Source organism: uncultured Sulfitobacter sp. (genome assembly GCF_964021855.1).
GTDB lineage: Bacteria > Pseudomonadota > Alphaproteobacteria > Rhodobacterales > Rhodobacteraceae > Sulfitobacter.
Window position 1 is genome coordinate 63865 of sequence record NZ_CAXHZD010000001.1, and the last position, 13055, is coordinate 76919.

At 56.8% G+C, this 13055-nt stretch carries 12 protein-coding genes; 7 read left to right on the forward strand and 5 right to left on the reverse strand.

Features of this window, described 5'->3' with window-relative positions:
- Positions 1–186 precede the first annotated feature (186 nt).
- The 4 genes from rpsO (at position 187) to AADJ11_RS00310 (ending at position 4287) form a co-directional block, all read left to right on the forward strand.
- The gene (gene rpsO, locus AADJ11_RS00295) at positions 187–456 is read left to right on the forward strand and encodes a 30S ribosomal protein S15 (protein WP_093916536.1); all 270 of its coding nucleotides are present in this window, start codon (positions 187–189) and stop codon (positions 454–456) included.
- A gap of 24 nt (positions 457–480) precedes the next feature.
- Positions 481–1062, forward strand: a complete 582-nt coding sequence (locus tag AADJ11_RS00300; RefSeq protein WP_341232567.1) for a GNAT family N-acetyltransferase — start codon at positions 481–483, stop codon at positions 1060–1062.
- Positions 1063–1320: 258 nt separating this feature from the next.
- Positions 1321–3456, forward strand: a complete 2136-nt coding sequence (gene pnp / locus AADJ11_RS00305) for a polyribonucleotide nucleotidyltransferase (RefSeq protein WP_341232568.1) — start codon at positions 1321–1323, stop codon at positions 3454–3456.
- 114 nt (positions 3457–3570) lie between these two features.
- Positions 3571–4287 (forward strand): glycosyltransferase family 25 protein, encoded by a 717-nt coding sequence (locus AADJ11_RS00310; RefSeq protein WP_341232569.1) that lies wholly within the window; start codon positions 3571–3573, stop codon positions 4285–4287.
- A 7-nt stretch (positions 4288–4294) separates the two neighbouring features.
- Here AADJ11_RS00310 and AADJ11_RS00315 read toward each other — a convergent pair whose 3' ends face one another.
- Positions 4295–4948, reverse strand: a complete 654-nt coding sequence (locus AADJ11_RS00315; RefSeq protein WP_341232570.1) for a peroxiredoxin — start codon at positions 4946–4948, stop codon at positions 4295–4297.
- 162 nt (positions 4949–5110) lie between these two features.
- Here AADJ11_RS00315 and AADJ11_RS00320 point away from each other — a divergent pair, with 162 nt between their 5' ends.
- Both AADJ11_RS00320 and AADJ11_RS00325 read left to right on the forward strand, forming a co-directional pair.
- The gene (locus AADJ11_RS00320; protein WP_341232571.1) at positions 5111–6550 is read left to right on the forward strand and encodes an aldehyde dehydrogenase family protein; all 1440 of its coding nucleotides are present in this window, start codon (positions 5111–5113) and stop codon (positions 6548–6550) included.
- Between the two features lie 131 nt (positions 6551–6681).
- Positions 6682–7518, forward strand: a complete 837-nt coding sequence (locus AADJ11_RS00325) for an alpha-1,2-fucosyltransferase (RefSeq protein WP_341232572.1) — start codon at positions 6682–6684, stop codon at positions 7516–7518.
- Positions 7519–7529: 11 nt separating this feature from the next.
- On the opposite strand, the gene AADJ11_RS00330 is transcribed toward AADJ11_RS00325, so the two are convergent.
- Entirely contained in the window at positions 7530–8177 is a 648-nt protein-coding gene (locus AADJ11_RS00330) for a pseudouridine synthase (RefSeq protein WP_341232573.1), read from the reverse strand.
- A gap of 58 nt (positions 8178–8235) precedes the next feature.
- Here AADJ11_RS00330 and AADJ11_RS00335 point away from each other — a divergent pair, with 58 nt between their 5' ends.
- The gene (locus AADJ11_RS00335) at positions 8236–8646 is read left to right on the forward strand and encodes a nuclear transport factor 2 family protein (RefSeq protein WP_341232574.1); all 411 of its coding nucleotides are present in this window, start codon (positions 8236–8238) and stop codon (positions 8644–8646) included.
- Positions 8647–8673: 27 nt separating this feature from the next.
- Here AADJ11_RS00335 and rarD read toward each other — a convergent pair whose 3' ends face one another.
- Genes rarD through AADJ11_RS00350 form a run of 3 tightly spaced genes read right to left on the reverse strand, consistent with a single transcriptional unit; the run spans position 8674 to position 12993 of the window.
- Positions 8674–9594 (reverse strand): EamA family transporter RarD, encoded by a 921-nt coding sequence (rarD, locus tag AADJ11_RS00340; protein ID WP_341232575.1) that lies wholly within the window; start codon positions 9592–9594, stop codon positions 8674–8676.
- A 51-nt stretch (positions 9595–9645) separates the two neighbouring features.
- Positions 9646–12090, reverse strand: a complete 2445-nt coding sequence (locus AADJ11_RS00345; RefSeq protein WP_341232576.1) for an FAD-dependent oxidoreductase — start codon at positions 12088–12090, stop codon at positions 9646–9648.
- Positions 12091–12102: 12 nt separating this feature from the next.
- Positions 12103–12993 (reverse strand): homocysteine S-methyltransferase family protein, encoded by an 891-nt coding sequence (locus AADJ11_RS00350; RefSeq protein ID WP_341232577.1) that lies wholly within the window; start codon positions 12991–12993, stop codon positions 12103–12105.
- Positions 12994–13055: the final 62 nt, after the last annotated feature.

Here is a 13055-nt window from a genome sequence, read left to right on the forward strand (position 1 = left end):
GGGGCAAATAGGGATTCAGCAATCTGCGAATGGCACATCGAAATAAAGTCTTTGCCAAGCATCAAAAACTTTCCTATACGCGCCCATCGCCCGCTGATTCAAAACAGTGGGGGATGCTCCATGGGCCTGTGCTGGACGACATCCCGGCCTGCGCCATTAATTTAACCTTTTGAAAAGGAGACCCCGATGTCGATTACGCTAGAAGAAAAAGCACGCGTCATGAAAGAATTCGGCACCAAAGAAGGCGACACAGGTTCGCCCGAAGTACAGGTTGCCATTCTGTCCTCGCGCATTGCAACGCTGACCGAGCACTTCAAAACCCACAAGAAAGACAACCACGGTCGCCGTGGTCTGTTGAAAATGGTTGCGACACGCCGGAAGCTTTTGGATTACGTTAAAGGTAAAGATGACGCACGTTATCAAGACCTGATCAAACGTCTGGGTCTGCGCCGCTAATTCAGCGCTGCATTCCTATTGCGAATGAAGCCGCACCTTGGTGACAAGGGGCGGTTTTTTCGTTTCAAACGCACCTGCCCGACCATTTATGCGCCCCCAAACGCCAGCACATGTATTAACCCGCCGATGATCCAGAACACCGTCCGCATCCGGCCATTGAGGCCAACCGACAGCGCCCAAGCCGCGCAGGTGTTTTTCGACGCCATTCACCGTGGCACGGCGGACGTATATTCAGCGGCGCAGCGGCAGGCCTGGGCAGGTGCCCGCCCCGACACAGACGGTTGGCGCAATAGGCTTGCCGGCGTGCAGGGATTTGCCGCCGAAACCGTCGGGCAATTGGTGGGGTTCATGACAATCGACGAAACAGGCTACATCGATTTGGCCTTTGTCATTCCCGATGCCATGGGTCAGGGCATCGGCCGTAAACTTTATGATGCGGTGGAAGACCGCGCCCGAGAGCTTGGCGTGACGACCCTAAGCACCCATGCCAGCAAAAAAGCGCGACCGTTTTTTGAACGTATGGGGTGGTCGGTTGACCATGTGCAAACGGTTGAAAAGCGCGACGTCTTGCTGGAAAATTACAGAATGCCCAAGGCGCTGGCATAAGCATCGCTCCCCTCGCGCGTGACGTTAAAACCTGCGCGCCCGCCCCTTTCGCCGATCAGGAGGGCGGTAAAAGCGGCATTTCGGCACATATACCCCCCAAATCAACGCTTCTCTTCCCATCGCATGCAAACTCCTGTATGGCCGCACAATCTGAAAGCCGGCGCCCGGACTCCAGCGCCCGACAAAGAAGATACCGGAGTCAGGGGGAATATGCCCCCTACGCAAATGGCCCAACGCGGGCCGAAACAGGAAACGTAGATGTTTAATGTAACGACAAAATCCATGCAGTGGGGCGAAGAAACGCTGACACTGGAAACAGGCAAAGTGGCACGTCAGGCAGACGGCTCGGTTATCGCGACACTGGGCGAAACCAGCGTTATGGCCAACGTCACTTTTGCACGTCAGCAAAAGCCCGGACAGGACTTTTTCCCGCTGACCGTCCACTACCAAGAGAAATACTATGCCGCCGGTAAAGTACCGGGTGGCTTTTTCAAACGTGAGGCCCGCCCCACCGAGAAAGAAACACTGACTGCCCGTCTGATCGACCGTCCGATCCGCCCGCTGTTCGTCCCCGGCTTCAAAAACGAAGTTCTGGTGATGTGTACCGTTCTGTCGCACGATCTGGTGAACGACCCCGATATGGTCGCAATGATCGCCGCATCCGCTGCGCTGACCATTTCCGGCGCACCGTTCCGTGGCCCAATTGCCGCGTGCCGCGTTGGTTTTGAAGATGGCGATTACATCCTGAACCCAACCGTTGACGACATGCAGGACCTGCGCCTGAAGCCTGAACAGCGTCTTGATCTGGTTGTTGCCGGTACCAAAGAAGCTGTGATGATGGTTGAATCCGAAGCGTATGAGCTGTCGGAAGAAGAGATGCTGGGTGCGGTTAAATTCGCCCACGAACAAATCCAACCTGTTATCGACCTGATCATCGATCTGGCCGAAGACACCGCGAAAGAGCCGTTTGATTTCCAGCCTGTTGACTATTCGGACCTGTCCGCTGCCGTCAAAGCCGCTGGCGAAAAAGAAATGCGCGCTGCCTTCGCAATTGCTGACAAGCAAGAGCGTACAACCGCTGTTGCCGCAGCCCGCGAAACAATCAAAGCAGCCCTGACAGACGAGCAAAAAGAAGATGCGAACCTCGGTTCCGCTTTGAAAAAGCTTGAAGCGTCTATCCTGCGCGGTGACGTTGTTAAGACAGGCACACGCATCGACGGTCGCAAGACTGACGAAATCCGTGAAATCGTGTCCGAGACAGGTATCCTGTCGCGGACCCACGGTTCGGCCCTGTTCACACGTGGCGAAACCCAAGGTCTGGTTGTGACCACATTGGGCACCGGCGACGACGAACAGTTCATTGATGCGCTCCACGGCAACTTCAAATCCAACTTCCTGCTGCACTATAACTTCCCTCCCTATTCGGTTGGTGAAGTTGGCCGCGTATCCGGCCCTGGCCGTCGCGAAATAGGTCACGGCAAGCTGGCTTGGCGTGCGTTGCAGGCGGTTCTGCCGGCCTCCACTGACTTCCCTTACACCATCCGCGTTGTGTCCGAGATCACTGAATCGAACGGCTCTTCCTCGATGGCGTCGGTTTGTGGTGGCTCCTTGTCCATGATGGACGCGGGCGTACCGTTGAAAGCACCAGTCGCTGGTGTTGCGATGGGTCTGATCCTCGAAGAAGATGGCTCCTACGCGATCCTGTCCGACATCTTGGGTGACGAAGACCACCTTGGCGACATGGACTTTAAAGTGGCCGGTACCGAAGCAGGTATCACGTCGCTGCAAATGGACATCAAGATCGCAGGCATCACGCCCGAGATCATGGAAAAAGCCTTGGCTCAAGCCAAAGCTGGCCGCGTTCACATCCTTGGTGAGATGAACAAAGCACTGTCCGGCGCGGGTGAATTCTCGGTCCACGCACCACGCATTGAAACGATGCAGATCCCGACCGACAAGATCCGTGAAGTAATCGGTTCCGGTGGTAAAGTGATCCGTGAAATCGTTGAAGTGTCCGGCGCCAAGGTCGACATCAACGACGAAGGCATCATCAAGATCGCATCGCCAAACGGCGACTCGATCAAGAAAGCCTATGACATGATCTGGTCCATCGTGGCCGAGCCTGAAGAGGGTGCGGTTTACACCGGTACCGTCGTCAAGATCGTTGATTTCGGTGCATTCGTGAACTTCTTTGGCAAGCGCGACGGTCTGGTCCACGTATCCCAGATCGAAAACCGCCGCCTGAACCACCCTTCGGACGTTCTGAAGGAAGGTCAGGAAGTGAAAGTAAAACTTCTGGGCTTTGACGACCGCGGCAAGGTCCGTTTGTCGATGAAAGTCGTCGATCAGGAAACTGGCGAAGAAGTTAAGAAAGAGGAAGCCGCCGAAGGTTAATCCTAGGCAGCTTTTGAATAACAAAGCCCCGGTGGAAACGCCGGGGCTTTTTGTTGTGAATGGCCAAAGATATCTGGGCTTTGAAAGCCGGCGCAAACGGTCTATTTCAACGCCATGAACAGCCTCATCATCCATATGCCCGGCAGCACAGAACGCCGCCCGAACGCTGACAGACTGCTGCAGGATTTGCCGAACGCGCAGCTTGTTGATGCCGTCGATGGCCGCGACCCTGCCCAAGTGGCCGATCTTCCTGTGTTTCCCGGCAACCTGCACAAGCCGTTCTATCCCTTTGCGCTGAAGGGCGGCGAAATGGGGTGCTTTGCCAGCCACCGGAAATGCTGGCAGCTGATCGTAGATCAGGGCTGGGACTATGCGATTGTGGCCGAGGATGACGTGGCGATTTCCCTGCCTGAAATGGCGCGCAGCCTGACGATGATCACCGCCTATATGACCCCTGAAATGTTCATCCGCCTACCGTTTAAAAACCGCGAGCAAAAGGGCGCTGTCATCGCAACCGATGGCGATAGTCGACTGTTGCTGCCACGCAGGATTGGCCTACAAACCGGTTGTCAGGTTGTCGGCCGCGCGGCCGCGAAACGACTGCTAGCCACATCCGAACAGATCGACAGGCCCGTTGATACATTTTTGCAAATGCATTGGGTGACGGGCCAGCCGGTCCATACATTGCTGCCCAACGGGCTAAGCGAAATTGCGGGGCAAATCGGCGGATCCACCATTCAACAAAAAACCCGCACCAGCCAGAAACTGATGCGGGAGATCAAACGTGCGTGGTACCGCACACAGGTCAAGCTTCGGCCGCAACGGCCCTAGGCTGCGCTTAGCTAGGCGCTTTGGTCGTGCGCAGATATGGCAGCACCGTTGTGAATTCACCAAACTTGGCCTTGGCGTCGGCGTCAGACACGGATGTCGGGATGATCACATCATCGCCCACATTCCAGTTCGCAGGCGTGGCAACGCCCTTGCCGGTCGACATCTGCAAACCATCCAAAGCGCGCAGGACTTCGGCAAAGTTCCGGCCCACAGTCATTGGGTATGTCATCGACAGCTTTAGCTTTTTGTCCGGCCCGACAATGAACACCGCGCGTACGGTCGCGCTATCGTTGGGCGTGCGGCCATCGGGCATATAGGCCTCGGCTGGCAGCATGTCGAACGCCTTGGCAACTTTCAAATCTTCGTCAGCGATGATTGGAAAACCGGCCTTGGCTTTGGCAAAGCCTTCGATGTCGTTTTTCCATTTCTTGTGCTCTTCGGCACTGTCCACGGAAATGCCCATCACCTTGGTGTCGCGCTTGGCCCATTCATCCGCCAGTTGCGCCACGGCACCGAATTCGGTTGTGCACACGGGTGTAAAGTCTTTGGGGTGCGAGAAAAGGATCGCCCAACTGTCGCCGACCCATTCATGCAGATTGATCGTTCCCTGATCGGTTTCAACAGTCATATCCGGGATAGTATCATTGATACGCAAAGCCATTTTGAAGTCTCCTGTCGTTGTTAAATTTCATATTCCATATTGTATATATGTCTTTTTCAGACCTGTGAAAGGCCTCACTTGCAGGTGCGACACTGTGGTGACATGGTGTGCGCAAATGGCAAGGGCAACCCCAAGCCAAAAGATCATAAAAGGAGCTCTCGAATGTTAGAGAAACGCGAATTCTACATCAATGGTGAATGGGTTTCCCCTGCAAAGCCAAATGATTATCATGTGATTGATCCCTCAACAGAAGAGCCCTGCGCGATTATTTCCTTGGGGGATCAAGCAGATACAGACGCAGCAGTTGCTGCGGCCAAGGCCGCCCTGCCCGGCTGGATGGCGACCCCCCCCGCAGATCGCATCGCGTTGTTGGAAAAGCTGCTAGAGGTGTATCAAGCCCGCTCCGAAGAAATGGCAACCGCGATCAGCACCGAAATGGGCGCGCCCATGGAACTGGCCCGCACATCGCAAATCGGTGCCGGCACATGGCACCTCAGCAACTTCATCAAGGCCGCGAAAGAGTTCAAATTCGAACAGCCCCTTGGCGATCACGCCCCGAACGACCGCATCATCCGCGAGGCTGTCGGAGTTGCCGGTCTGATCACCCCTTGGAACTGGCCAATGAACCAGGTCACCCTCAAGGTCGGTGCCGCCGTCGTTGCAGGTTGCACCATGGTCCTGAAGCCGTCCGAGGAAAGCCCACTGGACGCGATGATCTTTGCCGAAATGATGGACGAAGCCGGTTTCCCCAAAGGTGTATTTAACCTTGTGAACGGCGACGGCGTTGGCGTTGGCAGCCAGCTGTCCTGCCACAAAGATGTCGACATGATCAGCTTTACCGGCTCCACCCGAGCGGGCACGCTGATTTCGAAAGCCGCTGCAGATACACTGAAGAAAGTGCATCTTGAGCTGGGCGGCAAAGGCGCGAACCTGATCTTTAACGATGCAGATGACAAGGCCGTCAAACGCGGCGTTCTGCACATGATGAACAACACCGGCCAGTCGTGCAACGCGCCTAGCCGTATGTTGGTGCAGTCCGATGTCTATGACAAGGCCGTCGAAGAAGCGGGCAAAGTGGCCGCACAGGTCACCGTAGGCCCCGCATCCCAAGAAGGCCGCCACATCGGCCCCGTCGTCAACGAGACCCAGTTCAACAAGATTCAGGACCTGATCCAAAAAGGTATCGACGAAGGTGCACGCTTGGTCGCCGGTGGTACCGGTCGCCCTGATGGTCTGAACCGTGGCTTCTTTGTTAAACCCACAGTCTTTGCCGATGTTACGCCTGACATGACCATCGCGCGCGAAGAAATCTTTGGCCCGGTTCTGTCGATCATGAAGTTCGACACCGAAGAGCAAGCCGTTCAGATCGCGAATGACACGGTCTATGGCCTGACCAACTATGTCCAAAGCCAGGATGGCGCACGTCGCAACCGTTTGGCCCGCCAGTTGCGGTCCGGCATGGTCGAAATGAACGGCCAAAGCCGCGCAGCAGGGTCGCCATTCGGTGGGATGAAACAATCCGGCAACGGCCGCGAAGGCGGCCTCTATGGGATCGAGGATTTCACCGAAATCAAAGCAGTCTCCGGCTGGGCTGCCGAGTAACACGCGCATCGTTTTAGGGGGCCACCCGTAGCGGGTGGCCCTTTTTCTATTGGTCGCGCGCTATGCGGCCAGAGATTTCCTATCCAGACGTCTTTTGTTAGAAACCATCTACATCACATCAGGGGTTCGCGATGATCTACGCACGACTGCACGGCCGGTTGGGAAATCAAATGTTTCAATATGCCGCTGCCCGTGGATTAGCGGCGCGTCTGGACGTGCCATTCGCCCTTGATACTCGCCGCGCCATCCACAAGGGCGAAGGCGTCTTAACCCGTGTGTTCGATCTGGATCTGACCACACCTGAAAACCTGCCCCCCGCGCAGCATGAACGTCCGCTGGCCTATTACATCTGGCGCGGCTTTGGCCTCGCGCCCAAAATCTATCGCGAGAAAGGCTTGGGCTATAACCCCGCTTTCAACTCCCTCCCTGACGGCACCTATCTGCACGGGTATTGGCAATGTGAGCGGTATTTCGAAAACATCGCCGACGATATTCGCGCGACCTTTGTTCCGCGCCACCCGATGTCGCCACAGAATGCCGAGATGGCCCAGCGGATCGCCTCTGGCCCGTCTGTATCACTGCATGTGCGGCGTGGTGATTATCTGGCCTTGGGCGCGCATGGCGTCTGCGATCAAGCCTATTACGAGGCGGCCCTTGCTGCCGTCACTGATGGCCTGAAATCACCAACGGTTTATGTTTTCTCGGATGATCCGCAATGGGCCAAAGACAACCTGCCCCTGCCGTTTGAAAAAGTCGTGGTCGATTTCAACGGCCCCGATACCGACTATGAAGACCTGCGGTTGATGTCGCGGTGCCAGCACAATGTCATCGCAAATTCGTCGTTCAGCTGGTGGGGCGCGTGGCTCAATACCAACCCCGACAAACGCGTCGCGGGACCGGCAAAATGGTTCAACGATCCCAAACTGAACAACCCCGATATTCTGCCCAGCCGTTGGATCACGGTCTGATCGTCTCGCAGTTAGAACGGTGCCTTTGATCTGATCTTGGTCGAATGACCGCCTTGCGGATGATTAAACCGCAGCTCTTCTGAATGCAGCATCAAACGTGGGAAATCCAACGCGGCACCTGTCGCATAGAACGGGTCGCCCAGTATCGGATGCCCCATGCTTAGCATATGCACGCGCAACTGATGGCTGCGGCCCGTTTTGGGCGATAGGCGAACGCGCGCCGTCGTGCCTTCGTTTTTCAACAGCCGCCAGTCCGTTTGTGCGGATTTGCCCGTTTCATGACACACCATTTGGCGGGGCCGGTTCGGCCAATCCACGATCAACGGCAGATCGATGGTGCCGGTCTTTTCCTCGGGCACGCCCCAAACCCGCGCAACATAGGTTTTGCGGGTCATGCGTTTTTCAAACTGCAACCCCAGATGCCGCTGGGCATAGGGTGTCAGCGCAAAGATCATCACGCCAGATGTGTCGCGGTCCAATCGGTGCACCAACAATGCATCCGGAAATACCGCCTGCACCCGCGCGATCAGGCAATCGGCAAGATGCGGGCCTTTGCCCGGAACCGACAGCAAACCTGCGGGTTTGTCGACCAACAACACTTCAGCGTCTTCGTGCAAAACCACCAAAGGATCTTGCGGCGGGGAATAATCTGTTTCCATCCCTGTCCGTCTCAGATGTAGAGTGGATTTTCAACCCATCTGTCACAAAGGACCCGCAATGCATCCCACAATTACCAACATGATCGACGTGGTCGCCAAGGGAGAGGCCGATAAAATCGCGCCCTTGCTGGCCGAGGATGTCACATTCATGCCGCCCACCTATTATAAAACATGGACAGGCCGCGCGCCTGTGGCAGCCGTGCTTGGGCATGTGGGTCAAGTGTTCAGCGATTTCAAATACCGCCGCATTATGGGCGGGGGCAACGATTGGGCGCTGGAATTTCAGTGCAAGATCGGCGATCTGGATGCCGTGGGTGTCGATCTGATCACGCTGGGCGACGATGGACTGATCGCGAAATTCGAGGTCGCCATGCGCCCGCATAAATCCATCGGCGCGCTGCGCGATGCGATGAATGCACGTGTGATGAAAGACCCCAGTTTCCTCGCCTTTAAAGACGCGTTGTCATAACCGCGATGGGGGCAGTGATCTGCCCCCTTAGGCCCGCCGCATCTGGCGAAACAACGAGATCGAATAGATCACCAGCGCCGCCCAGATCATCGGAAAGGCAATCATCCGCGCGCGGCCAAAGGGTTCATCGAACACCAGCACAGCGCAGAGAAAGATCATCGTCGGCGCAATGTACTGCAGGATGCCGATTGTGGACAAACGCAATCGCTTGGCCCCGTTGGCATACAGGATCAACGGCACCGCCGTGACCAGACCGCAACCAAACAGCATCCATGTGTCAAAAGGCGTCCCTTGGAAGAAATGCGTTTGGCCCGTGGCGCTAAGATAGCCCAGATAGATCAGCGCCGGGATCAGTAGGATCAACACCTCAAGCAGGAACCCTTGGTTCGGGCCAATCGGCAGACGTTTCTTGGCCAAGGCATATAGCCCGAAAGTCAGCGTCAGGCTAAGTGCTACCCAAGGGAATTTCCCTGACTCGATTGTCAAAATCGCAACCGCAACGGCAGCCAATGCGATGGCCGCCATCTGAAGCTTTGACAGACGTTCGCCCAACAGCAGCGACGCCAGCAAGATGCTGAACAACGGGTTGATATAATACCCCAGCGACGCATCCAGCGCGTGCCCCGAATTGACCGCCCAAATGTAGATGCCCCAGTTCAGCGAAATCAGCCCCGCCGTGACGCAGGCCATCAACAAAGTACGCGGCGACCGAAACGCCTCGCGCAGGGTTTGCGTGCGGCCCAGCAGGATCAGCACCAAGGCCCCCACCGGCACCGACCAGATGATCCGGTGCACCACAATTTCAGCCGCGGGAATATGCGCAATCGCCTTCATATACAGCGGCAGAAACCCCCACAGCACATAGGCCCCAATCGCAAAGCCCAGCCCTTGTGGCGTGTCTTCTGACGTTGGTTTGTGATCGGCGGAAAGCGTATCTGGATTGCGCATTTGTGTCTCCTACGCGCCTTGCTTACGCGTCAGGGGAACAGACCGCCACCCTCAAACTTTGACGCGTTCCGACGATGGATCATACATCGGTTTTAGCGACACCTCGGCCTTGACCCGCGTCCCTGCGATGTCGATCTCATAGCTTGATGCCAACACCTGTGCCGGTGTCTCGCCTGCGCAAGGCACATAGCCCATGCCGACCGCGGCACCCAGATGATGGCCATAGGCACCCGACGACAGATAGCCGACAATCTGACCATCCCGCAAAACCGGCTCGTTATGGTAAAGCAGCGGTTCGGGGTCGGTCAGCTTGAACTGCAACAGTCGCCGTTCCAGCCCGCTCTCCCTTTTGCGCAAAACCGCATCACGCCCGATAAACGCGGGCTTGTCCGTTTTCACCGCAAAGCCAAGCCCGGCCTCTAACACGTGATCCTCGCTGGTGATGTCATGGCCGAAATGGCGGAAGCCTTTTTCGATCCGCGCGCTGTCCATCATATGCATCCCGCACAGCTTGGCCCCGATGTCCTGCCCCGCTGCCATCATCGTCTCGAACGCATGGGCGGCCATGTCGGCGCTGACGTACACCTCCCAGCCCAATTCGCCCACATAGGTCACGCGGTGCACGCGTGCGGTGCCCATCCCCAGCTCGATCTCTTGGGCGGTGCCAAAGGGGTTCACCGCGTTAGAGAAATCATTCGGGCTAACCGCCTGCATCAGCTTGCGCGCGTTTGGCCCCATCACGGCCAGCACGGCCTCGCCCGCCGTCACATCTGTGATGACTACATTAAAATCACCCTGATGGCGACGCATCCACGTCTCATCTGCCAACCGCGTCGCGGCAGGGGTCACCACCAGATAAGCCGTGTCCGACAGGCGCGTGATTGTGACATCCGCCTCGATCCCGGCGCGGTCGTTCAGGAACTGCGTATAAACGATCTTGCCCACTGGTACGTCATATTGACCGCCGCCAATATGGTTCAGAAAGGCCGTAGCATCGCGCCCTTCGACACGAATTTTACCAAAGGACGACATGTCGTAAAGGCCAACATTGCTGCGCACGGCGGCCACTTCATCCGCGACATTGCCAAAGAAGTTTTGCCGCTTCCAGCTGTACTCATACTCTGGCGTCTGTCCGGGGTTTGCGAACCAGTTGGCACGTTCCCAGCCGGCCAGTTCACCCATGACGGCACCATGCTCCAACAGCTGCGCATGAAACGGCGTGCGCCTGATCCCGCGCGCCGTCGCTTTTTGCCGGTAGGGATAGTGGTCGGCATATAGCAGGCCCAGTGTTTCTTTCGCACGTTCCACCAGATAGGTTTTATTGCCCTGAAACGGTTGCATCCGCGCGATATCCACATCGCCCAAATCAAAGGGTTTTGCGCCCTCGTCCATCCATTGGGCCAGTGCCATGCCCGCACCACCAGCCGACTGAATGCCGATTGAATTGAACCCTGCGGCGACCCAGACATTGTCCATCTCGGGGGCCAGCCCCAGATGATAGGCATCGTCGGGCGTAAAGCTTTCTGGCCCGTTAAAGAAGGTATGTATCCCCGCCTCTGCCAGCATCGGCATACGGTTCACGGCGGCTTCTAGTATCGGCTCAAAATGATCGAAATCTTCGGGCAGTTGGTCGAATTCAAAACTGTCGGGAATGCCCTGCATCCCCCATGGTTTCGACACCGGTTCAAACGCACCCAGCATGATCTTGCCTGCATCGTATTTGTAATACGCGCATTCGTCCGGCACTCGCAGCACCGGCAGTTGCTCAAGCCCTTTGATAGGCTCGGACACAATATAGAAATGCTCGCAGGCTTGTAGCGGAATGCTGGTGCCCAACATGCGGCCAACCTCGTGGCCCCACATGCCCGCGCAATTAACCACGTGATCGCAGGTGATCTCGCCTTGGGTGCCATCATCCGTTGTATAGGCGACACCCGTCACACGCCGCCCGTCGCGGAGCGCTTTGGTCACCTTGACCCGTTCGAATATCTGCGCACCGCGTTGCCGTGCGCCCTTGGCCAGCGCCAGCGCTATGTTGCCCGGATCGCCCTGCCCGTCCTTGTCCAGATACACGCCGCCCGTCACACTATCGGTGTTCAGATGTGGATAGCGGGCTTTGACGTCATCGGGGCCGATCTCCTCGACATCTACGCCAAAGGCACGCGCCATCGCGGCCGAGCGAAAGATTTCCTCGCGACGCTCCTCTGTCAGCGCCACGGTGATGGATCCGCAGCGTTTAAACCCTGTGGCGACGCCCGTTTCAGCTTCTAAATCGCCGTAAAGCTCTTGGCTGTACTTGGCCAATCGCGTCATATTCGCGCTGGCCCTGAGCTGCGCAATCAGCCCCGCCGCATGCCATGTCGTGCCCGATGTCAGCTGTTTACGTTCCAGCAGCACCACATCTTTCCACCCGAGTTTTGTCAGGTGATAGGCGACAGAGCATCCAATGATTCCTCCCCCGATGATAACAACGCGCGCATGAGAGGGAGGTGTCATAAAATAATCTCCTTAGACGATTGTGTGACCGGCGGCGCGCAGCCGGTCGGCGATTTCTTTGATGTGGGCGGGGCCGACTTCGCAGCAGCCCCCGACGATGGTGGCCCCTTGATCGATCCAGCCCATGACATGATCCGCATAAATTTCCGGCGTCAGATCGCGCCGGGCGCTTAGGGTATCGACGGTGGGTTTGTCGGCCAAAAATTCTTGGGTGATTTTTTCGAACCCGTTGGCATAGGCCCCGAAAGGCAGACCAGCGGTTTTCAGGATATCCAAAGCGGGCTTGATCGCTTCGGGCGCGGAACAGTTGATCAGCAGCGCGGCGGCTTTGCCCATATGTGGCAGAACGTCAGCCAACGGTTCACCTGACCGCAGGCGCGTGCCGTCTTGATCATCGACCGACAATGCTACCCAAACTGGCAGACCTGTTTCCAGCGACGCATCCAGAACGCTGCGCGCATGCGCGACAGACACGACCGTTTCGCACAAGATCAAGTCCGACATCGGTGCCGTCATCAATGCTTTTTCGCGGTAAATCCTAAACGCTTCATCATAGTCGGGGTGTAGGTCAGGGCGGTAGCTGGCCTTGATCGGGCCAATCGCACCGGCAACACGCGCGCCTTTAAAATCAGCCGCAGCCGCCTTGGCTTCGGCCATCGCTGCATCATTCAATTCTGCAAAGCGGCTTTCATACGGGGTGCCGTCCAACCGGTCGCGAAAAATGGCGTAGGTGTTGGTGGTCGCAATGGTGGCACCCGCGGCAAAATATTCTCGGTGCACGGCCTCGACCATACCGGGGTGGTCGATCATGACCTGCGTGCCCCAAAGCGGTGTTGCCTTGTCGCCAGCACGGTGGACCAATTCCTGCCCCATGCCACCATCAAGAAGGGTGATTTCTGTCATAACGTCTCCATGCAGCGCGGAATTTTTCAAAAATTCCGGCCCGTTTTCTTGGTAAGAAAATG